Source organism: Tissierella carlieri (assembly GCF_018917285.1).
In the GTDB taxonomy this organism is placed as follows: Bacteria; Bacillota; Clostridia; order Tissierellales; family Tissierellaceae; genus Tissierella; species Tissierella carlieri.
The window spans coordinates 1-23,246 of record NZ_JAHLOH010000016.1 but is presented as its reverse complement, the minus strand read 5'-3'; the positions used below and the strand labels follow the sequence as shown (position 1 = coordinate 23,246).

Genomic DNA, 23,246 nt, shown 5'->3' with positions numbered 1-23,246 from the left:
TGTAATCTATCTATTTTGCTTTAGCTTTTGGATAAAAAGCAGGATTGTTAAAGAAATCATCCTTCAATTCCTTAACTTGATTTCTCATCAATACTAATCCTATCATATTAGGAATGATAATAGATGCTAGCAGTATATCTAAGAAACTATATAGGAACTCAATACCACCATATGCACCTAAGAAAATAGCTACTAAGTAAACAAATTTCATTACTTGGGCAAATTTTGTTCCAAATAAATATTCAGCTTGTTTTTCACCATAAAATACAATAACTATAATCGTTGAAATTACAAACAATGTAATACTTAAAGTTACAATTCCACCACCAAGATTATATCCCAGCAATGCTTGGAATGCTCTTGCAGGCATACTAGCCGCTTCTGATGCAGGAACAGTCTTCCATAATCCAGATGTTAAAACAACCATAGCTGTCATAGAACAAACCATTAAAGTATCAACTATTATTTCAAATATACCCCAGAATGCTTGACGAACTGGATGATCAGTTACTGCAGCAGCATGAGCTATAGGAGCAGTACCCATACCAGCTTCGTTAGAATAAGTACCTCTTGCAATTCCACGACTAATAGCTTGTGATATAGCAGCACCACCGAATCCACCAACAGCAGCCATAGGAGTAAATGCATGTTTAAATATCAAAACAAGAATAGAAGGTAATTCACCAATATTTACAATAGTAATCACTAGTGCACCTAATAAATAAAGTCCTGCCATAAAAGGAACCAATTTTTCTGAAACTTGAACTATTCTTTGAATTCCACCATAAACAACAATACCTACTAAAATAGCAACTGCTGCTCCTGAAACCCAGTTTGGAATATTAAGAGTCGCAGCTGTTTGTACTACTGAAACAGTTTGAGTAGCTACAGATGGAACAATTTCAAGCATCAAGAAAAATGCAAAAAATTTACCTAACCATGGCATATTTAACCCCTTATCTAAATAATATTGAGGTCCACCAACAAACTCTCCAAGTTCATTTTTCTGTCTATACTTGATACCTAAGACAATCTCACTAAATTTTGAGGCACTACCTATTAAAGCAGTAAGCCACATCCAAAAAACTGCACCGGGTCCGCCAAAAGCTATAGCAACAGGTACACCAACAATATTAGATGCACCTATTGTAGAAGCTAAAGCAGCAGTAGCAGCTTGGAAAGGTGATACAGTACCTTCACCTTTTTCAGGCTTTTTAAGCATCTTACCGAATGTTTCTTTACAAATGTAGCCAAAATACTTAAATTGGAAAAAACCTAAAGAAAAACTAAGAATTAATCCGCCACCAAATAAAATAACAAGCATTGGCGTTCCCCAAATCCAATTAGAGATGTTGACAATAAAGTTTACAAATGAATCCATTCTTTGCTTCCTCCTTAAAATAAATTTAATTTCTATACCCATATATTATAGCAAATTTCATGCCAATAAAGTCAATTATGAATATAGTTAATTTTCAGTATATTTTGATATTTTTTTATCAAATAAAAAAGGTTTTTTATGGGAAGATTTCCTTTTTTGTTTCCTCATTAAAATAATTTTAATTCCTACATCTATTATTAGAGCAAAATTTATATCAATAACGTCAATTATGAATATGAATAATTTTCAGTATATTTTGATACTTTTTTATCAAATAAAAAAGATATTTTATGGTAAAATTTCTTTTACCGTAAAATATCTTTTACGTTTTATATGTGAATTATTCACATATACTGACATATTACATCATTTTATATATTTATCTATCTTGTATTTTAATAATTGCTTTGAAATTTTTAGGGATTTAGCTGTTAAGCTTAAATTATTCTGATGAGTTTTATATGCTTCTAAAATAATATCTTTTTCGTGATTTTCTAAATATGATTTTAAATCATAACCAGAACTCTCTAAAACTTTTATAGCAGAAATATTTTTACTTTCAAAAATTCTTCTTGGCACATCTTTTATTGTAATCTCATTTCTTATAATAGTATTAAAACTACCCTCTATTATATTTCGAAGTTCTCTAATATTTCCAGGCCAATGATATTCTTCAAATGCAGAAAGTAACTCTTCTGAAATTGGCTTTACATTATAGTCTAATTCTTGATTATATCTTTCTATATAATAATTAGATAAAAGTTCAATATCATCTTTTCTAGCAATCAAATCAGGTAAAATAATTTGAACCACTGAGAGTCTATAATATAAGTCGTTCCTCATCCTACCCTCTTTTACAAGTTTTTCTGGGCTTTCATTTAATGCTACAACAATCCTTATATCTAAAGGTATTTCTTGTGTTCCTCCTATTCTCCTAATTCTTTTCTCTTCAATCGCTTTTAAAAGCTTCACTTGTGATACGGGACTTAATGAATTTATTTCATCTAAAAATAGAGTTCCTCCTTTAGCTAGTTCAAAAAGCCCTTCTTTATCTTCAGCAGATGTAAAGCTTCCTTTTGCTGTACCAAATAAAATGCCCTCAAGTAAATTTTCTGGTATAGCCCCACAATTCTGAGAGATAAAAGGACCATATCTTCTGCTACTACAGTTATGAATAGAGTGTGCTACTAATTCCTTTCCTGTACCAGTATTACCTTGAATCAAAACAGTAGACTCTGTTTTTGATACCCTACGAATCTTTTCTTTAATTTCAAGCATTCTAGGGTTTTGGGTTATTATATCATCAATTGTATAGCATGTACCATTTTCTTTATAGCATATTTCATGCTTATAAAGTCTATTGCATATACTAGTATTATCCTCATTTACAATATCTGCAAATTCAATTGCTCCTATTATCCTACCATCCTCTATAAGTGGATATGTGGATCCAACCTGATATATTAAATTATCTCTTTGAGTTTTTAATCCTTGCTTTAAATTAATAAAGGATTTTCCAGTTTTTATGGCAGCAATCATGGAACTATTGTTATTATCTAAATTCTTGTAAAGAGAGGTGAGCTTTCTTCCCATAGTATTCTCCAACATCAAATCATAAACAGGTAAATTATTCATAGTAAAATAAATAATTTCGCCTTTGTTATTTACGATAACTACATTCTTAGAATCATATTGTTCAAACATACTATCACCCACTAATATTTTTTATAAATTTAAAAATAACTGATAATTCTATTTATTATAATTCTTTACCATAAGCTAATAATCTGTTCTTTATTTCTTTTTCATATCCATTTTCTGTAGGCTCATAATATTTCTTACCTAGAAGTTCTTTAGGTAAATATTCTTGCGAAATAAATGCTCCTTCATAATCATGAGGGTATTTATAACCTATACCATTTCCTAAATTTTTAGCTCCTGGATAAGAACCATCTCTTAAATGAATTGGAACTTTACCTATTTCTTTAGCTCTTATATCTTCTAAAGCCTTATCTATACCAACATAGGCTGCATTGCTCTTTGGAGCTGTAGCTATATATACTGCAGCTTGAGCTAGTGGTATTCTTCCTTCTGGCATACCTATTACATTTACAGCATTGAAAGCTGATACTGCAATAGTCAATGCATTTGGATCAGCGTTTCCTACATCTTCTGAAGCACATATGATTATACGCCTTGCGATAAATTTAGGGTCTTCTCCTGCATTAATCATCTTTGCTAGCCAATACAAAGTTGCATCGGCGTCTCCACCTCTCATACTTTTAATAAATGCGGAAATAGTATCATAATGCTCGTCACCATTTTTATCGTATCTAGCTGTCTTTATTTGAATAGACTCTTTTATTGTATCCAAATCTATTTTTATAACTCCACTCTCGTCTCTCGGTGTTGAAAGTACTCCTATTTCAAGAGAGTTAAGTATAGTTCTACCATCCCCATCTGCTATGGTAATTAAATAATCTATTGCTTCCTCCGTTATATTTATCTTATATTCTCCTAATCCTTTGTCATTATTAAATAAAGCATTATTTATAAGTTTCTTTAAGTTATCTCTAGTCAATGATTCTAACTTTAAAATCATGACTCTAGATAATAAAGCTTTATTTACCTCAAAATAAGGATTTTCTGTAGTAGCCCCTATTAAAATAATTATTCCTCTCTCTACAAAGGGAAGTAATGCATCTTGCTGAGATTTGTTAAATCTATGTATCTCATCTACAAAAAGAATAGTCCTTTTATTATATAGCTTTAAATTTTCTTCTGCTCTATCCATTACTTCTCTAATATCCTTTACTCCCGATGTTACAGCAGATAATTTTTCAAATATCATATTTGTACTATTAGCTATTATCATAGCTAGAGTAGTTTTACCAGTTCCAGGAGGTCCGAAAAATATCATCGAAGTAATTCTATCTGCCTTTATTGCTCTATTTAAAAATTTACCCTCTCCTAAGATATGCTCTTGTCCTACAAATTCATCTATTTTCTCAGGTCTCATTCTATCAGCTAAAGGTGCATTTCTCTTCAATTTTTCTTCCATACTTAAAGTAAATAAATCCATATTATCACCTAATTAATTTTAGTTATATATAATATTATACTATAGCAGTTAACTGAATTAGTCAATTTGTAAAAGTTAGCATATAATGATTCAGCAATATCTATACGATTTAAGATGACTTATTTTTAATTCTAAAAATAAAAAATTATTTTACTGATTCTTCCTCAATATTCTTGTTAGATATAAAACTTATATCTTTTTGAAGTTTTCATATGAGCTTTAATTTATGTTTCAATTCTTTCAAAAGCTTTTCTTATCTTACTTTTAATACTTGATTATTTCATAAAGTTATTTTACTTATTATTATATCATATTTCTATTCCCAAAAGTTACTTCATCGTCTTCTATTACTATAATTTTCATATAGGTAAGTATTTATAATTTACTATAATTCACAGCAATCTTTATAACTTCTTGTTTACATGTCAGATGGAACTTTTCTATTATAAATCCTAAACAGCTAGAAGGACACTGTGTTAATAGTGCCCTTCTCCATTTCCCTCAACCTTAAGTGAGGCTTCACTTTTTTCAACTACAATTTATCTTTATCTAATTATTTTTTAATAGATTCATAATAGTTTTATATACTAATACTGGTGCTACTTCAAAAGAATATTTTTTCTCTATTCTTTCCGTGAATTTATGAGCATCTTTACCAAAAGCTCCTATGTCTAATACTGGTAAGTCTAATTTTTGCATATCTTCTAATGGTAAATCATATTTAGTTCCAAATCCAGGCATATTATCTTTCAATGCTGCTATGATTTTTGGATCTTTTGGTGCTGCACCATAACTTAAATCTGAGATGTATGGGAAGAATTTCTTATAAACTAATTTATAATCTGATTCAGTTGTACTCACAGCATCTGCTACTGCATCTAGCAATGCTTTTTCTTTTGGTGCACTTCCCTCTACATAAATATGAGGATAGTATGGTGGTGTATAGTATACTATAACAACTGGTTCTCTATCAGACCATAGACTATGAACTTCTTCTACTAATTTCAATGAAAAATCTCTTTGATCTATGGATTCATCTTTTAACATTTCTTCTGTAAGCTTTGCAATTCTTTCATCAAGTTCATTTCCCATCTCTGATTTCACTTTTGTATATAGTTCTTCATAAGTTAATGCTCTTGCTTGCCATGGCAGTTTTTTATATTCTCTTCCTGCTAATTTACAAAATCTTTCATATTGTATATTTAAATTATCAATAGTTGATTGAAAAGCTTCTATAGCAGCACCTTTCATTTTTACTAGTACTTCATCTGGTGTGCTGCAATGTGTTGCATAGTTGAAGAACAAAGTAGCTGTTTTTGCTATTTGAACTGAATATTCTGGTTTTAAATCTCTTTGTTTTAAAGTAATTGGAGGAAGTGAAACTTCACCTTCTGCCACATCACAAAAATCTGCATTCAGATTGATTCTATTTGTAATAGAAGAAGCTATTTGGTTTGGATCTATCCCCTTAAATGATTCACCAACATGTGTTTCTTTACCTACTACATAGAATGATGGCATTAGTTTTCCTACTGTTCCTATATATACATATTTGTTTTCATCACCTTCAAACTCAGATGTCATATAGTCTGTATCTAAAAGTGCTAGATATTCAAAACCTTCTTGTTCTTGTATTTTTACTAATTCAGGTATTACAGATAACATACCGCCTGAGTTTCCTTCTTCATCGCAAACAGCAGCATATATCAAATTACCTTCAAAGTTTTCTATATCCTTTGATATTTCTTCCATCAATGCCATTATAATAGCATCACCAGTTTTCATATCGAAAAGTCCTCGACCAAATAAATAATCTTCTGATTCAAGATCACGTCTAACTTCCTCTGGTAGCGTAGATGCTATTTCTTTAAATTTCTCTGTTAATTCATATGGTTTATTTGCATATTCTTTTAAGCTGCCATAATCAGAGATACCAACTGTATCTGTATGACCTATCATCAATACAGTTTTTTTACTATTGCCTTTCTTTCCCTTTAGCATTGCTAAAACAGATTTTCTGCCAAGTTTATCCTTGACCGCATCTACAAATCTTAGATGCTCCGGATTTTCTTTATAATAGTCCATTTCTGAAAAAATATCATAAACTTTTTGTACTGAATCTAATTCCCCTGGTGTTTCAACCACACTAAGTTGATTTGTTAATTCTACTGCAATCTGCTCAATTCTTGCTGCAATTTCCTTATTCATAATTTACCTCCTAATTTTTATAATCCTTGTTTCTTGGATTTATTATATAAAGTTGATCCTATATAAAAAGCTGCATAAGTTGGAATGCCTAGAATTAAAGCTAATTTTTGTGTAGGATCAAAGAACATACCAATGAATAGTATTATACATAATGCTATCAGTAGTGCAGGCGTTACAGGATAGAATGGTGTTTTAAATTTTATATTCTCTATATTACCGCCCTTTTCTTTGTATTGCTTTCTAAATATGAATAAACATACTGCATATAATATATAAATGAAAATATTACTGATTCCAATTATTGAAGTTAAGAATAAATATACAGTTCCAGGTGCTACTATACTTGATATAACCGCAGCAACAGCAAATAGCATTGTAACAATTAATGCATTCATAGGAACCTTTTTACCATTAACTTTTGAGACGAATTTCGGTGCCTGATTAAAATTCCCCATTGACCATAATGATCTTGTACTTGAATATATAAACGCATTTGCCGATGAAAGTGCTGATGTTAATACAACAACGTTAACTATCAGCTCTGCTGATTGGATACCAGCTAATTTAAAAACATAGGCAAAGGGACTTCCAGCCAAGTCTGCACTTCTCCAAGGAAGTACTGCAATTAAAACAACTAAAGATGCAATATAAGCTATTATCAAACCCCAGATTGTAGCATGAATTGCACGAGGTAAGTCTTTTTCTGGATTTTCACTTTCACTTGCAGCAGCAGCGAAAATATCAGCTCCGCCATAGGCAAATGCTGCTGTCATCATTGTCATAATTACAGCTTTTGCACCATTTGGGAAAAGTCCTCCGTCATTTACGAAGTTCCTAAATCCAACTGCTTCTTTACCTACTAATCCAGTAATCATTCCCAATCCTAATATTAAGAATACAACTATTAATATAAATTTTATACTACTAAATATAAAAGATGATTTTCCATATTTATCACTAGGCACTGCATTCATAATAAATAGTAGTATAGTAAAACCTATTATCCATATCATTGAATTAACATTAGGAAAAATATTTTTCATAATTATTGATGATGCAACTAGTTGTGATGGTATAGTAATAGCATAAGATAACCATTTTACCCATCCTACAGTAAATCCCATACTTGGATTAATAAGTTCTGTTGCATAAGCCTGTACTGTTCCTGCAACGGGCATTTCAACTAATAATTCGCCCAAACAAAACATCATCAGGTACATTATTATTGCGCCAAATAAGTATGCTATTAATGTACCACCTGGTCCAGCTTGCTGTAGTACATAACCAGATCCTAGAAACAATCCAGTACCAATGGTTCCCCCAATACCAAGCATCATTATTTGATGTGTTTTCATGGAGCGTTGCAGTCCTTCTGACTTTTCTAAAATATCTTCTACATCTTTTTTTGGTTCTTTTGACATTAACTGTGCCTCCTTAGATTTTGTATTATATTAAAGTCTATAATAATATATAGCAAATTTCATGCCAACTTCTAAAGTGTTAAAATACTAACATTTGTACATGTTTTAAAAAATAAGGGATATTTTATAAAAAAATTTTTTTTATTATAAAATATCCTTTACTATTCATACATTTATTATTTTGCTCAAAATAGCCATAATTATAAATATTTAATACTATAACTTCTCACAACTCCTTATATTAGGCATGTTTTATCCTTTATGTATACATCGAAAGCTAATCTTCAATGAAGTTTCTCATTTATAGAAAAAAATAAAAACTAGATTTACTAGTTCTCATTTTTTAGAATTCCTAAATTCTTTTTTTATCCTTTCAAGTAAATCTTTATCTTGAATAACTTGGATTCCAGTTTTTACTAATGCATTAATTGTAATAATCATATTCTCATAAGCTTTGTCAGTTAAAGTGGCATCTCTAAATTCTTCAGTATGGGCAGCAATACTTTCATCACCATATATGCCAAAGTATGGATGAATAGCTGGACACACATAGCTTACATTTCCCATATCCAAAGAACCAAAAGATAGTTTCATATTATCAGGATTTTCTATCCCCTGAATCCTTAAATTTTCGCTAAATACATTTGATAAACTTTCATTAGTTACTAAATCATCATATATAAATTCATAATTAGATATTTCCAAAGTAGTTCCTGTAGCTAATGCGGCACCTCTAGCACAGTTCTTAACTTTTTCCGCTAATTCTTGTAAGTAAGCTTTCGTTTCAGTTCTTACATAGAATTGAGCAATAGCTAAGTCTGGAACTATATTTGCCGCTTTACCACCTTCAGTTATCACTCCATGAATTCTAGCAGAGGGTAATATATGCTCCCTCAGAGCATTTATACTATTAAAAGTCATTATTACGGCATCTAATGCATTAATACCTTTTTCTGGGTCTGAGGCAGCATGTGAAGCTTTACCTTTAAAGCTAAATTGTATTGGTTCCAAAGCTAAAGATGTCCCACTTTTATTATATACAGGTGCTGGATGAGCTAGCATAGCTATATCTATATCCTTAAATGCTCCTTTTTCTACCATTGTAACCTTTGCTCCGCTGGTTTCTTCTGCAGGAGTTCCAAAAACTATGACCTTCCCTCCTATTTCATCTAATAAATGCCTTAAAACTACAGCTGCCCCTGTATTAGTAGTTCCAAGTAAATTATGACCACATCCATGTCCGATTCCCGGCAAAGCATCATATTCAGATAAATAACATATTGTAGGCCCCTCTTTATTGCTTTCATAGCTAGCCTTAAATGCAGTTTTTATTTCAAGATATTCTTCCTCTATCTGAAATCCATATTCTCTTAAAAGATTGATATGAGCCTTTGAAGATTTAAACTCCCCATATCCTAATTCTGGGTTATTGTAAATATACTCATTCAATTTCTTTAAATCATCTAATATACCGTAAGTAATACTATTAATTCTCTCTATCATATTAATCCCACCTAATTTTATATTTGAAATCTCCTAATCACTTTTCCTAGCCTATTTTGTAATATCTCATTATTTTGTAAAGCTATTTCGCCATTTATTATAACATACTCTATTCCTAAAGGAGATTCTGTTGGATTGTCAAAAGTTGCACAATCTATTATTTTATCATAGTCAAAAATGACAATATCTCCATCCATTCCTACTTTTATCTCACCTTTATGTTCTAGTTTTAGTCTTTCAGCAGGTAGTTTAGTCATCTTTTTCAATTGATCTATCAGCTCTAACCTATTGTCATCTCTAACATATCTTCCAATTATTCTAGGAAAAGTACCAGCCGCTCTGGGATGTCCTTGTCCTTTATTCAAGAGACCATCACTAGCTACATAGACAAAAGATTCTTTCAAAGATTCAATAACTTCATCTTCATTCATTACAAAAGCTACTGCCAACATATTCGGATATTCTTTTCTCACTTTATGAAATATTTCTTCTGTACACCTGATATTTTTATAAGGTTCTTCCGTTAATAATATGGAGTCATAGCTTTTGTTCCAATTGTCAAAACACCCATCATCAAAAACTGAACTCCCTATAAAAGTACTAAAGGCATCATAGGGATAACAATCTGCCCTTACATCTATTCCTCTATCTACGGCTTCTTTTATGATATCTAAAGATTCTCTCATCTGTCCCATAGCAGTACAGCTCCCGAGATGAGATATCTGCATAGGCAATCCCGTGACTTGAGAAATCATTATCAACTCTTTTATAGAATCTATTCCTTTTTTAGCATCGGCTCTATAGTGTGCCGATATCAAAATATCATATTCTTTTGTAGAATTACAGATTTCTAGAATCTCTTCCAAGGATATTCCTGGAGAATATTCTATACCAAAGGATAATCCTACAGCACCATTTTTTCCTATATCCTCTCTTATTAAATCTATCATTTTTTCTATTTGTTCTCTAGTTGCTTCCTTATATCTATCTATACCAAGTTTATTTCTATAATAATTGTGACCAGCAAAGATCATGTAATTTACGGGAGCTCCATTACTATCTATAAAGTTAAAAAATTCATCAATACTTTGTCTATTATTTCCACAATTTCCTCCAACACAGGTTGTGACACCCATTTTAAGCATTTTATATGCTATATCGTAAATTTCCCCATCTTCACCATCTATAATTTTTTCCTCATGCATATGAATATCAATAAACCCTGGAGATACAATTTTATCCTTTGCATCTATTATTTTTCTTCCACTATTGACACTACTATCTATAGATGCAATTTTATTATCTTTAATTCCAATATCTTTAACCGTTAACTCATTTTTGTCAAAATCTACTAAGGTGCCATTTTTTATAATTAAATCATACATATTCTTTCCTCCTCATGGCTTAGCGATTTTAAATTCTCATAGTTCCGTTTTTCTCAAATCTTTCATGCCAAGAAAAAACTTCTTTTAGTATTTTAGGGGTATGAGAAGCATTGTTCTTTGTTATCGTTTTATAATAATCCATAAGCATTGGCTTGTAATGTTTATTGCTACAATTTTTTATTATTGTTAAAGCCCTTTCTTTAGGCGATAATCCTCTTAAATCTGCCACTCCTTCTTCTGTTATTATTATATCTACATCATGTTCAGTATGATCTACATGTGAAACACAGGGTACAATAGAAGAAACATTACCATTTTTTGCGGTGGATTCAGTGAAAAAAATAGAAATATAAGAATTTCTAGCAAAATCTCCAGAGCCACCTATTCCATTCATCATCTTTCTCCCCAATATATGTGTAGAATTTACATTACCATAGATATCTGCCTCAATAGCTGTATTTAAAGCAATAACTCCCAATCTTCTAATTATTTCAGGATTATTGCTTATCTCCTGTGGTCTCAAAACTATCTTTTTCCTATATTTATCTAAGTTTTTATAGAATTTTTCTAACCCCTCAGGAGATGGGGTTATAGCAGTGCCAGAAACAATATTAACCTTGTCATAATCTATTAATTCCAACATGGAGTCTTGTATTACTTCTGTATAGAAATTTAAACTTTTTAAGTTTGAATTCTTAAATCCTCCTAAAACTGCATTAGCTACGGATCCTACTCCAGATTGAAAAGGTAGTAGTTCTTTAGGTATCCTTCCTCTTTTAATTTCCTCCTCTAAAAAATCTATTAGATATCCTGACATTTTTATATTATTTTGATTAATAGATGTAAAGGGCCTAACATCATCTCTTTTATCAGTTATGACTATAGCTGCCACCTTATTTAAATCTATAGGTATAAAATTTTCTCCAATTCTATCAGAAGCTTTCACTATAGGTATTGGCTCTCTATATGGTGGATTTTTTGTTTGATATATATCATGAATTCCTCTCAACTCTCTTGGCTGACTAGTATTTATTTCTATTATTAATTTTTCTGCTTTTTCAATTATTGTTGGGGTAATACCAACTGAAGTAGATGGAATAATATATCCTTCTTCTGAAATTTCAACAGCTTCAATAATCCCCAAATCAATTTTACCTAAAAAGCCATAATTTATATATTGGGATAAATGACTTAGATGAATATCAACAAAACTAATTTCTCCATTATTTATACTATTTCTACAGCAATCATTAGTCTGATATGGTATCCTCTTACTAATAATACCTCTTTTAGCAAATTCTCCATCTATCTCATCTCCCACTGAAGCTCCTGTAATTAAGGTTATTGAAATTCTTTCCTTACTTTCATCTAGCCTCTTAACTAATGCTAAAGGAATTTCTTTCGGATAACCTGAAGGTGTAAATCCACTGGTTCCTATGATCATCCCATCTTTAATAAGCAGTGAAGCTTCTTCAGAACTAATTATTTTTTTTCTTAGATAGTTTCCTTTTATTCTATCTTTAATCATGGAATTAACCTCCTATATATTATAGGCAGAAATTTTATTCTGCCTATAATATTTATAAATCATTGGATTTCACAAAAATCTTCAGCTATTCTACAATAAATCTCTACATAGTCTATTAAATGCTTTATAGGAACTCTTTCATCCTTAGTATGAGAATAAGAAATATCTCCAGGTCCTGTAACTACTGTTGGAATATTTCCAAAGTTTGATAGTAGTGCTGCATCTGTCCAGCCTCTTCTTCTTGTTAAATTGGGTTTTTCGCCAATTACTTGGCTCAAAGCATTTTTAGTTGCAACGACTATAGGGTCCTCAGGATCTGTCATCAAATAGAGATGATCTAATGTTAAGAAATTATTATCCATTCTTATTATCTCTGCATCAAATTCTTTATCCTCTTTTTTAAGTTCTAAAACTATATCTTCAAGCTCTTTAAATACAGAATCTACACTTTCTCCTGGAATATATCGCCTATCAATCTTAATAGAACACCAATCTGCTACTGTACTTGGTTGACTTCCTCCTTCAATTCTCCCAAAATTCATTACTGAAGGTCCCATATATTCATTATTTCTTTCTGCTAATTTAGGCATTAACCTTTCTTCAATCCTTAGAATCAGTTTTGCTGTCTTAGAAATCGCATTAATTCCCAAATGTGGAACTCCACCATGTGCCGCCTTACCTTTAACTTTTATTTCTATCCATTCTAATCCTCTATGTCCTATGGCATATTCATAATTAGATGGTTCACCTACAATAGCACCATCTGCCTTGATATTTGATTTTACTAGAGCTTCAGTACCTTCGCTTTGTTCTTCTTCACCCAATACACCAGTGAAAATAATATTGCCCTTCATAGATTTATGAGATCTCTTAATAGCAAGCATAGCTATTAACATAGAAGCTATAGGTCCCTTCATGTCTGAAGTTCCTCTTCCCCATATAAAGCCATCTTTAACTTCTCCACCATAGGGATCTATTATCATATTATAAGGGGGCACAGTATCCATATGTCCATTGAACATAAGCGTTTTACCAGTTCCTTCGCCTTTTAGATTAACTATAACATTTTTCCTAAGTCCGTCTACTTCTTGATATTCTACTTCTAAGCCATTTTCTTTACTAAATTTATAAATATATTCTGCAACTTCCTTCTCACGATTTTCCGCATCCTTATGGCTAGGTATTCTTACCAATTCCTGAGTCAGTTTTATTAACTCTTCCTCAGAAAAAAATTTCTTATAATCTATCAATGTAGTCCCCTCCAATCTTTATGTTAAAATGGCCCATAAGATATTCCATTAGCTATTACTAAGAACGCCATGCCAGTTCCAATCCAGATTAACATTAAAGGCCATATGAACTTAAACCATTTCTCATAAGGAATATTACCCATAGATAAATATCCCATTAGTGCTGCAGAAGTAGGAATAATAGAATTGGTAAATCCATCACCAAATTGGAATGCCATAACTGCTGTCTGTCTTGTAATTCCTAATAAATCTGATAATGGAACCATAATTGGCATAGTTGCAGCAGCTTGACCACTACCAGATGGAATGAAGAAGTTAATTATTACTTGAACTATATACATTCCAATAACCGATATAGACTTAGGTAATATTTGAATTGCTTTAGCTAAACCATATACAATACTATCTATTATTAAACCATCTTTCATAACTATTAAGATGCCACGAGCTACCCCTACAACTAGTGCTCCAAATGCAATAGATTTTGCACCTACGACGAATTCTTGAGCAATTTTACTAGGTCCTAATCCACCAATTAGTCCACTTATAACACCTATTGCTAAAAATGTAGAACCAATTTCTAAGATATACCAATCAAATTTAAATACCCCAGTAATTATTACGGCAAATCCTGCAATAACTGTCAATAATATAATGTTATGATGAACTCTCATTGTAGGGGCATTATTTAAATCTATTATTTTACCTCTTTCTTCTAACTCCAATTCTGCAACTACACTTTTAGATGAATCCTTCTTAACTTTTTCTGCATATCGAATTATATAAATAGCAGTAATTATTAGTAATACCACAAATATAATTATTCTCATAATGATTCCAGAAAACAAAGGTAATTCAGCAATACCTTGAGCTACACCTACACTAAAAGGATTCATAAATCCTGAATTAAATCCACAAGCGGCTCCTAAGGTTATCATTGCTGTTCCAGTAATTGCATCAAATCCCAAGGCCCTAGCTAAAGCTATACCTATAGGTACGAATACTATAGTTTCCTCGGCCATACCAAAGGTTGCCCCACCAATGCCAAATATCACCATAAATATTGGAATCATTAAATTCTCTTTACCATCCAATTTTTTTGCTAATCTCCCTATACCCGCCTCAATAGTTCCAGTTGCTGTAATAATTTGAAATGCTCCACCTACAATGAATATGAAAAAAATTATTTGTGCTGCATCCTCCATTCCTCTTGGCACAGCCTGAACTAATGCAAAAGGTTTTATAGGATTTTGTTCAACATTATGAAATGAATCTGGACTCACCAAGGTTCTTCCTGTAGCCTCCTCCTTTACTCTGTCAAATTCTCCAGCTGGGATTACATAAGTCAATATTGACATGATGATAATAACTGAAAAAAGAATTACATAGGTATGTGGTACTTTAAATTTTTTCTTTTTTACACTTTCTACCATGAAAATCCCTCCTATTTTTTATCACAATTTTTTTACTAAGATGCAGTCAAGATAGTATAATTTTCCCTCCCTTATAAATTTAATTTGCTAATTCTGTCTGCATAATGCATTAATTTTCCTAAAATCATATCTCTTTCCGCATCAACAATATTACCTTTAATATATTTTACAGCTATGCATGCTGTAACTTTATCATTAAAATTCTTAACTGGAACTCCTATACCTACAAGGCCTTTCATATTTTCTTCATCACTTATTGCGAAACCTTGCTGTCTTATACTTGAATATTCTTGTAATAATTGTTTTGGATCAGTAATAGTATTTGGACCTTTTTTTTCTAGATTGCTTGAATAAACTATTTCCTCTAATCTATCATAGGGCTCATAATATGCCATAATACATTTACCATAAGCTCCACAATGTATTGGATAATAAGTTCCCACTTTAAATCCTATCTGAATAGGTTGATAGCTTTCCAATTCGAACAAACTTAATATCCTATCTTCTAATAGGATTGCGTACCCTATTGATTGCTTTATTTCTTTAGCTAACTCCTCCAATATTATCCTTATTTGTTCCATACTAGTGTGATTATATAAATAGGCAGCCCCTATATGATATGATCCCGGTCCAATAGAATATTTTTTAGAGCTTGGACTTTGATGAACCATTTTATTTTCTATTAGAATATTAAGTATCCTATGTACTGTACTTCTATGTATTTTCAATTCCTCGCTTATTTCTAAAGCAGTTTTTTCGTAAGGTGGTACGGCTAAATTTTCTAAAATTAGGAAAGCCTTATCAATTGATGAATAATTATCTTTCATTTTATTCCTCCTTAATTTTGTCCGCTATGCTGACATATGTTTATTCTATTGACATTATATATAATATTCGACAAAAATTTTAAAATTCCTTCTTTTTTTTAGAATTTTTTCAATATTTTTTATTTTTATTTAAGTAATACTTAAATAAAAATAAAAGTCTTAAAAAATATTACTTTTTCAAGACTTTTTATTTCTATTCTTTTAATTATTCAATTATCTCTTTTTCAACATATTCGGAAGTCATACCTCTCAGTATACCAACATAAGACATTCTAAATTCTATAATATCTCCTACTTTATAATCTACCTCACTATCTGATCCATCTAGTATAAGATGATCCGAACTACCACCAAGGATAATTATCCCTTCGTCTAATGGATAAAGAGCTTCAAAGTCAACGTCTTGTTTTCCTACAGCACAAAGAATTCTTCTGCGAACTCCCCTATCTATAAAAGTTGGTATATTTCCAAAGGCATCTCTTCCTATCTTTCCAGTAGGCAATGAAGGTTTTTCTTTTACTTCAATAATCTCCACTTGAAGGGTAAACGCATCATTTTTTGTACCTTCTATCTGTTCTCCATAGGCTGATTCAGTTCCAAGTACTAAAGATTCACCTAGTCTTAAATTATTTAATCTATCAATTTTATTATCTGGTAGCAAATGAACTGTACTTGAGTTTCCTCCAGATAAGATTTCTAATTCTATATTATATTTTTCTTCTATTTGTTTCTCTAATTTAGCTAATCTATTTAAAATCTCTTTAGTTGGTATTACTCCACCATAGCATGTTAGATTAGTACCTAGACCTATAATTTTAACACCTTTCAATTCTATCATCTTTTCTATAGAATTAAATAGAGATTTTTCATCGTAATATCCTTCTCTTAAGTCTCCTAAATCTACCATTAAAATGACTTTATGAATCTTCCCTTTCTCTAAAGCTTTTTCTGATAATGAAGTAATAGTATCTAATTCTGAGTTAAGAGATATGTCTGCATACTCTACTATTTTTTCTGCTTCGGATTTCATAGGTAATCTTAACATTATTTTTGGTATGTCTAATTCTTTTAATCTTATAAGATTTTCAATCCTAGAATCTGCTAGATAGGATACTCCACCTTCAATATATGCTTTAGCAATTCTAGGATTACCACAGAAAACCTTTGTTACTCCTGCAACTTTTATACCTTGACTGTTACATAATCCAACTACAGATCTTACATTATTTTTTATAGTTTCTAAATTAACTGTCATTTTGGGATAACTCATATTTTATTCCCCCTTAAGACTGTTTTCTAATAGCCTTAATGCTTCTTCTGGATATTTCTTAGCCATTACTCCAAGTGAAGCCATTATATAATGATTATCTATTAATATTTCAGCCTCAGCATTTGGAAGTAAATCATTTCCTTTATTGGAAAGTGCAATTTCTCCAAGTATCATTTTTCTATTAGGCAACCGTGTTAGTGCACCACCTGTACCAATTATATATTTTACTTGGGTTAAATCTTTACCTTCTGCAATGGTTTTCTTACCACTTGGTCCATATAGATGCTTAAGTCCTCCTGCATGCCTTCTCACTGCTGTAATAGTTGCATGCAATGTCAACTTTTCTACAAACTGCTTTTCTAAATCTGTCTCTGGAATTGGCTTATGATGAGCAATTAGATCTTCCAATTCTTCCATGGTGATTTGTAGTTCCTTAACTAATTCTTCTTTCCCTACCATATCTACTACATTTTTCATGCTCACATAAACTCCAAGGTCTCCCTCTACGGTTCTCTTAGCCTTAGGCTCTGGATTAATTAAAATTCTTGATATTTCATCACTATCTTCTGTAACTGAATGAACATCTGTTGTAGCTCCACCTACATCAATTGTTACTAAATCTCCAATGTCATCGTATAAAAGCTGAGAAGCAGCCATTACTGCTCCTGGTGTTGGCATAATAGGACCAGTTACCATTTCCCTTACACGCTCCATACCTGGTGCATGAATTATATGCTTTTCAAAGACTTCTTGAATTACCTTTCTCGTAGGCTCTACGTTTAATTCATCAATCTTAGGATAAACATTATCAACTATATAAAGCTCTGTTTGTTTGCCTTCAAAAGCATCCTTTACATCTTCATGATTTTCTATATTACCTGCATATATAACAGGTATGTTTAAATTCAATTCTGCAATAAGCTCTGAATTATAAAGTGCTGTATCTCTTTCACCATAGTCTACTCCACCTGCAATTAAGATGATATTAGGCTTTATTTCTTCTATCTTTCTTAGATCAGACTTTCGTAGCCTACCAGCTGTAATGAATTTAATATTAGCTCCTGCACCTAATGCAGCCTCTTTAGCAGCTTTAACAGTCATATCATATACCAATCCATGAACTGTCATTCTAAGACCTCCAGCTGCAGAGCTGGTCGCTATAAGTTCATCATAGTCTATAGATTCTTCACCAAGATTTTTTGCTAAATCATCTATAGCCCCTTTTAGTCCAATATTAACATCACCTTCTAATACAGATGTAGCAGATTGACCCTGCCCGATAAATTTCGGGCAGGTATCTAAATCATTAAATGCATTAACTACAGTTGTAGTACTACCTATCTCTGCAACTAATAGATCAATTTTCATTGTTCATCGCTCTTCTCTTTTCAACTAAGAATGTAGCAACATGAGCTCCTTTTGTACCTCTACCAAATCCAGCGTCCATACCAGATTCAATAGCTAATTCATTAGATACTTGAGTTCCACCAGCTGCAAGGATGATTTTATCTCTTATACCTTTTTCTATACATAAGTCATTTAACTTTTTCATATTCTTATAGTGAATATCATCATGAGAAATAATAGTTGATGAAAGAATTGCATCAGCATTTAATTCAATCGCTGCGTCAACTAATTTTTCAACTGGTATTGACGTACCTAATATATGACATTCAATACCATATTTCTCTATTCCACCATGTTTAATATCGATGATTTCACGAATACCTACGGAGTGTTCATCTTCGCCAACGGTTGCTGCTACAATCTTCATTGGCTTAGCCTTAATATCTTCACGGATTTCTTCTTCAGTTAATACCTTTGGTTTTGGAGGTATAACTAAATCCTTAGTATCTATAGTAAATGCAACTCTACCTTTTAACTCTATACGAGTTCCTTCAGCTTCTTGCATTATCTCTTTATGGATTACCTCTACATCTTCTAATCCCATTTTCTTGCCTATTTCAATAGCAGCAAATTCTGCTGTTCTTTCGTCAGTAGGTAAGAATAATGTTTGTAAGACAATGCCATCTCCAAGCCATTCCATCTCAGGCTTAATCTTAGATGTAGTTCTAAGTTCCTTAACTTCTTCTAGTCTTACATTAACATTATCGTTTTCATCTAATTCGTCTATAAATATAATCTTAGATGGATCTTCAAATGTTCCTCCACCGATTAGAGCAGCTGGATTATCTACTAAACTTTCATTATATTGGCCCACGTTATTATATCCAAAGTGTGCAGTTACTGGAGCCATATAATCAGCATCTCTTTCATATACTGTTCCTTCTCCTACTCCTGCATCAGCTTTTCTAATTATACCGTCATTGTTTCTTTCTGGATAATATCCGGAGTCAACGAAGAATCCAGCTTCTACTGCGTTAAAGTATCCACCAGCTTCAATGATTTCCTCCATGAATAGGATAGCTCTTTCTTTTAGCTCTCTAACCTTATCTGCTAACTCGCCTTTATCTCTCTTGATTTCAACCATTGCTCCTAATCCATCCATACCAGCAAAGGCTTGTTTAGCCGTGTCTACTGCTTCAATATTATAAATATGCCATGGTACATTTCTTCCCTCATCAGGAGTGATTGTAGATTGAATATCCGCTCTAGTTAATTGAGAAATCAATAAGTTAAGCACATGGGTTACAGTTGCTTCTCTAGGAGAAGACTCCATATATTTTGTATTCATTTGTGCTCTCATCTTATACTCTCTAAAAAATTCTCTTAAAGCTACAGCATAAGGTAAATCTAATCTCATACATGGTGCTGGTGGTGCTGTTGGCGGTACTGTTGAAAGACAGATATTTTCTTTCTTCATTCCAACTTTTACAGAGAATATTGAGTTTATAGCATGTTGTACCATAAGCTCCGGCATTACCTTCCACGCTTCTCTTGCAGTAGCATTTGCATTATGAGCACCATCTATTTGTGCTATATCTGCCCAAGCCATAACCCTCTTCGCTTCTGCTGCATCAACGAAGGATCTAATCATGTTTATATTTCTATAAAGAACATTATATTGAGGGTCTTGATGAGCTCCATTTACTCCTTCTTCAGCAAACATTACTGCAATTTCTGGACCTGCTACACCAGACACATAGGAGTGGTAATTAATTGGTCTTCCTACTTCGTCTTCTATAAAATCTAAAGCTTTTCTTTGAGCTCTAACTTGTTTTCTTGAAATAGGAATTCCACCTACTCCCTGAGGAGTTCCTTCTATAAGACTCTCAAAGTGAGATTGTCCTGCAGTTCTAATAACCATTATATGGTCTGCTCCATGCCATGCAGCCATTCTCATACGTCTTATATCATCTTCAAATCTACCTGATGCAATTTCTGTTGTGATTACAGCCTTTGGCTGTGGATCTATATTATCAAAATATTTTGCAGCTGGTAACGGTTGACTATTTTCTAAGGATTCAGATGTATCATAATATTCAAATTTACCTATTTGTCTATTTTCTTCTGATCCTTCTCTCCAGTGCCAGCCTCTTCTTCTAGGTTTATATTTATCAATATCTTTTAAAATATATTCTATGTCTAATTTTTTATTTGGTTTTAATTCCATTAGTTGGCACCTCCTTTAAATAAAACTACTACGTCATCCCACATTTCACCATTAACTAGTTTAAGCCCTGCTTCTCTAATGTCCATGTTCTTTTCCTTAGCTAATTTGTAAACTATATGTCCTACACCTTTACCCATTAGCCCTCTATCAATTGCTCCATCAACAATAGATTTGGCTTCTATACTTGAAAAACCCATTCTTAGTAATACGGATCTTTCAATAGATGGAGATGTATTTTTTCTAGCTAACTCAACTATTGGATCAACTATTTTTCCAGCTAATTCCCAAAACCTAGCTTCCAATTCTTCTTCTGTTAAATTAGCTAAATGTTTTCTTCTATCTTGAAAATCATCTGCTCTACTCATTTTTCAACCTCCTATTAATAGCTTATTCCTAATTCATCTAACACAGATTTGACAAATTCAGCATTTGATCTAGTGTCTTCAACAAGGAAATCTATATCTTCTTTAGTTGCTTTAGTTGCTTTAACATGATCTGCTGCATTTCTTATATAGGATCTTCTAGTTTTATTCAAGTCTAATTCTTGTAACTTAATATAGGATGGGTCTTTTGGAAGTATTATATTCTTTCCAGGTATCTCATCAGCTGGATCACCTATTATTACTTCTATTCCATTTTCCTTAGCGAATGTAAGTTGAGGATTAATATGTTTACCTGCTCCTGTATATTCTGTTTCTTGTACTACTATTATTTGGTCTTCATCCATTTCTTGCGCTAGTTTAAAAGCAGCTGATAATGCAGTGTTTCCTGCTGGTCCTCTCTCAAGTCCCTCTAATTGGGCTAATAGTTCTGTCATATAAAATACTGTACCTTGGTTCATAGTAACATATCTGTCAATATATCTTAGAGGTCTAGCTGCTGATCTTGGAACATCAGATCTATCTGGCCAAGTAGCAAAGGGTATACCAAATCCTGTATGTCCTGTTGTAAATGATTTTTTATTAAATTGTGTATCTGAAGCCATATGAAGTCCTTGTAAACTAACACTTGCACCTACTATTTGAGTATTTGTTGCTCCTGCTTTGATCAATCCTCTAGCAGTACCAGTTAGGTTTCCTCCGCCAGCATTTGTAATAACTACTACATCTGGATCTTTTCCTTCTCTTTCTCTAAATTCCATAGATAGTTCATATCCTAGAGTTTCAACTCCAGCTATACCAAATGGAGAATATAAAGAAGCATTAAAATAACCAGTTTCTTCTAATAATACCAGAAATGTATAGAATAGCTCTGGTCCTACTGTTAGTTGAACTACTTCCGCACCATAAGCTTCACATGCCCTAGCTTTTTCGATTATCTCTGGCTGACCTACTCCTCTAGAATCATAACATTCTTGAACTATGATACATTTTAAACCTTGCATTGCAGCTTGAGATGCTACTGCAGCACCATAATTACCTGATGTAGCCGCTATAACGCCTTTATACCCTAATTTTTTTGCATGATAACATGCTGTAGCTGCTCTTCTTGCTTTAAAGCTGCCAGAAGGATTTCCTGCCTCGTCTTTAACAAATATTCTTGCTCCCTTTCCCTTTGGTGCAAATTTTCTAGCTAATTCTGTTAAATTTCTAAGTTCAAATACTGGAGTATTACCTACTCCTGTTCTCCCTTGAATTTCCTCAATCTCTTGTAAACTATAGCCTGTTTCTCTCATCATCTTTTCATAGTCAAAGGCTATACTACCTGACTCAAATATTTCATAATCTATACCAACTGCTTTTTTCATTATCTCTGGTCTTCTTGCCATAACAGCATCATAACTCATATCTCTAGTCATTATTATTCACCATCCTTTGCCAATAATTCTCTTGCTTGACGACCTATATATAAAAGTTCAGGAACACATTTTCCAAAGTCATGTTTGTAATATGGATTAACTTCTAATAAATTTCCTTCTACTGTTCTTCCGATATAAGTTTCTACTTTTACTTTATCACCAATATTTGCACTTTCGTCTAATAAAAATCCTTTAACCCACATCTCTAATGGTACATTTTGTGTATCTTCTGGAATACTTGTTGCTCTTTGTCCTACTTCTAATACTATATTATGAATTCTTACCCAATCACCACGTTTTGCATCCATTTATATCCCTCCATTTAATCAATTCTCAATGCACAGTTCACAATTAACAATTAACGAAGAACAATTAACAATTAAAAGATAAGGAGATATTCCCCCAAAAGAGTATGGGTGTTTCTCCTGTCTTTTTTACAAGGTTAATGAGTAATCTAAGGTAATGTTTTAATTGTTAATTGTGAACTGTGCATTGAGAATTGATTAAATGGAGGGATATAAATGGATGCAAAACGTGGTGATTGGGTAAGAATTCATAATATAGTATTAGAAGTAGGACAAAGAGC

At 32.2% G+C, this 23,246-nt stretch carries 17 protein-coding genes; all 17 read right to left on the bottom strand.

Annotated features, from left to right (window positions below; all coding sequences use genetic code 11):
- Positions 1–10: 10 nt before the first annotated feature.
- Positions 11–1,381, bottom strand: coding sequence for an alanine/glycine:cation symporter family protein (locus tag KQI38_RS02600; RefSeq protein WP_216555327.1), 1,371 nt, complete (start codon positions 1,379–1,381; stop codon positions 11–13).
- Between the two features lie 366 nt (positions 1,382–1,747).
- On the bottom strand, positions 1,748–3,085 hold the full coding sequence (locus tag KQI38_RS02595) for a sigma-54 interaction domain-containing protein (protein WP_216555323.1): 1,338 nt from the start codon (positions 3,083–3,085) through the stop codon (positions 1,748–1,750).
- Between the two features lie 55 nt (positions 3,086–3,140).
- Entirely contained in the window at positions 3,141–4,463 is a 1,323-nt protein-coding gene (locus KQI38_RS02590; protein WP_216555317.1) for a replication-associated recombination protein A, read from the bottom strand.
- 549 nt (positions 4,464–5,012) lie between these two features.
- Complete coding sequence (locus KQI38_RS02585; RefSeq protein ID WP_216555302.1) at positions 5,013–6,671, bottom strand: M20/M25/M40 family metallo-hydrolase; 1,659 nt, start codon at positions 6,669–6,671, stop codon at positions 5,013–5,015.
- Between the two features lie 17 nt (positions 6,672–6,688).
- Positions 6,689–8,092, bottom strand: a complete 1,404-nt coding sequence (locus KQI38_RS02580; RefSeq protein WP_094900801.1) for an amino acid permease — start codon at positions 8,090–8,092, stop codon at positions 6,689–6,691.
- A gap of 336 nt (positions 8,093–8,428) precedes the next feature.
- The gene (locus KQI38_RS02575) at positions 8,429–9,595 is read right to left on the bottom strand and encodes a M20 family metallopeptidase (RefSeq protein ID WP_216555299.1); all 1,167 of its coding nucleotides are present in this window, start codon (positions 9,593–9,595) and stop codon (positions 8,429–8,431) included.
- A gap of 17 nt (positions 9,596–9,612) precedes the next feature.
- The gene (locus KQI38_RS02570; protein ID WP_216555297.1) at positions 9,613–10,980 is read right to left on the bottom strand and encodes an N-acyl-D-amino-acid deacylase family protein; all 1,368 of its coding nucleotides are present in this window, start codon (positions 10,978–10,980) and stop codon (positions 9,613–9,615) included.
- A gap of 28 nt (positions 10,981–11,008) precedes the next feature.
- Complete coding sequence (locus KQI38_RS02565; protein WP_216555294.1) at positions 11,009–12,508, bottom strand: succinate CoA transferase; 1,500 nt, start codon at positions 12,506–12,508, stop codon at positions 11,009–11,011.
- A 59-nt stretch (positions 12,509–12,567) separates the two neighbouring features.
- Positions 12,568–13,758 (bottom strand): M20 family metallopeptidase, encoded by a 1,191-nt coding sequence (locus tag KQI38_RS02560; protein ID WP_216555284.1) that lies wholly within the window; start codon positions 13,756–13,758, stop codon positions 12,568–12,570.
- 23 nt (positions 13,759–13,781) lie between these two features.
- A complete protein-coding gene (locus tag KQI38_RS02555; protein ID WP_216555280.1) occupies positions 13,782–15,191 on the bottom strand; it encodes a YfcC family protein in 1,410 nt (469 codons plus the stop codon).
- 71 nt (positions 15,192–15,262) lie between these two features.
- Positions 15,263–16,018, bottom strand: a complete 756-nt coding sequence (locus KQI38_RS02550) for an IclR family transcriptional regulator (RefSeq protein ID WP_216555270.1) — start codon at positions 16,016–16,018, stop codon at positions 15,263–15,265.
- Positions 16,019–16,223: 205 nt separating this feature from the next.
- Complete coding sequence (orr, locus tag KQI38_RS02545; RefSeq protein WP_216555268.1) at positions 16,224–17,288, bottom strand: ornithine racemase Orr; 1,065 nt, start codon at positions 17,286–17,288, stop codon at positions 16,224–16,226.
- A gap of 3 nt (positions 17,289–17,291) precedes the next feature.
- Positions 17,292–18,656: a GlmL-related ornithine degradation protein gene (locus KQI38_RS02540; RefSeq protein ID WP_216555257.1), complete on the bottom strand. Its 1,365-nt coding sequence runs from the start codon at positions 18,654–18,656 to the stop codon at positions 17,292–17,294.
- Positions 18,646–20,862 carry a D-ornithine 4,5-aminomutase subunit OraE gene (gene oraE / locus KQI38_RS02535; RefSeq protein WP_216555255.1) on the bottom strand — a complete coding sequence of 739 codons (2,217 nt, stop codon included), beginning with the start codon at positions 20,860–20,862 and terminating at the stop codon, positions 18,646–18,648. Before oraE ends, KQI38_RS02540 begins: the two co-directional genes overlap by 11 nt.
- Complete coding sequence (locus tag KQI38_RS02530; RefSeq protein ID WP_216555239.1) at positions 20,862–21,227, bottom strand: ornithine aminomutase subunit alpha; 366 nt, start codon at positions 21,225–21,227, stop codon at positions 20,862–20,864. The genes oraE and KQI38_RS02530 overlap by 1 nt, the downstream gene beginning before the upstream one ends.
- Before the next feature lie 14 nt (positions 21,228–21,241).
- The gene (gene ortB / locus KQI38_RS02525) at positions 21,242–22,660 is read right to left on the bottom strand and encodes a 2-amino-4-oxopentanoate thiolase subunit OrtB (RefSeq protein WP_216555237.1); all 1,419 of its coding nucleotides are present in this window, start codon (positions 22,658–22,660) and stop codon (positions 21,242–21,244) included.
- 2 nt (positions 22,661–22,662) lie between these two features.
- On the bottom strand, positions 22,663–22,968 hold the full coding sequence (gene ortA / locus KQI38_RS02520) for a 2-amino-4-oxopentanoate thiolase subunit OrtA (RefSeq protein WP_094900779.1): 306 nt from the start codon (positions 22,966–22,968) through the stop codon (positions 22,663–22,665).
- Positions 22,969–23,246: the final 278 nt, after the last annotated feature.

Bases quoted from the DNA above. Each gene is read 5' to 3' on its own strand.
- KQI38_RS02585 (WP_216555302.1), bottom strand. From the start codon at position 6,671: ATGAATAAGGAAATTGCAGCAAGAATTGAGCAGATTGCAGTAGAATTA.
- KQI38_RS02580 (WP_094900801.1), bottom strand. From the start codon at position 8,092: ATGTCAAAAGAACCAAAAAAAGATGTAGAAGATATTTTAGAAAAGTCA.
- KQI38_RS02600 (WP_216555327.1), bottom strand. From the start codon at position 1,381: ATGGATTCATTTGTAAACTTTATTGTCAACATCTCTAATTGGATTTGG.
- KQI38_RS02595 (WP_216555323.1), bottom strand. From the start codon at position 3,085: ATGTTTGAACAATATGATTCTAAGAATGTAGTTATCGTAAATAACAAA.
- KQI38_RS02570 (WP_216555297.1), bottom strand. From the start codon at position 10,980: ATGTATGATTTAATTATAAAAAATGGCACCTTAGTAGATTTTGACAAA.
- KQI38_RS02575 (WP_216555299.1), bottom strand. From the start codon at position 9,595: ATGATAGAGAGAATTAATAGTATTACTTACGGTATATTAGATGATTTA.
- KQI38_RS02555 (WP_216555280.1), bottom strand. From the start codon at position 15,191: ATGGTAGAAAGTGTAAAAAAGAAAAAATTTAAAGTACCACATACCTAT.
- KQI38_RS02565 (WP_216555294.1), bottom strand. From the start codon at position 12,508: ATGATTAAAGATAGAATAAAAGGAAACTATCTAAGAAAAAAAATAATT.
- KQI38_RS02540 (WP_216555257.1), bottom strand. From the start codon at position 18,656: ATGAAAATTGATCTATTAGTTGCAGAGATAGGTAGTACTACAACTGTA.
- ortA (WP_094900779.1), bottom strand. From the start codon at position 22,968: ATGGATGCAAAACGTGGTGATTGGGTAAGAATTCATAATATAGTATTA.
- KQI38_RS02590 (WP_216555317.1), bottom strand. From the start codon at position 4,463: ATGGATTTATTTACTTTAAGTATGGAAGAAAAATTGAAGAGAAATGCA.
- KQI38_RS02530 (WP_216555239.1), bottom strand. From the start codon at position 21,227: ATGAGTAGAGCAGATGATTTTCAAGATAGAAGAAAACATTTAGCTAAT.
- oraE (WP_216555255.1), bottom strand. From the start codon at position 20,862: ATGGAATTAAAACCAAATAAAAAATTAGACATAGAATATATTTTAAAA.
- orr (WP_216555268.1), bottom strand. From the start codon at position 17,288: ATGAGTTATCCCAAAATGACAGTTAATTTAGAAACTATAAAAAATAAT.
- ortB (WP_216555237.1), bottom strand. From the start codon at position 22,660: ATGACTAGAGATATGAGTTATGATGCTGTTATGGCAAGAAGACCAGAG.
- KQI38_RS02550 (WP_216555270.1), bottom strand. From the start codon at position 16,018: ATGAAAGATAATTATTCATCAATTGATAAGGCTTTCCTAATTTTAGAA.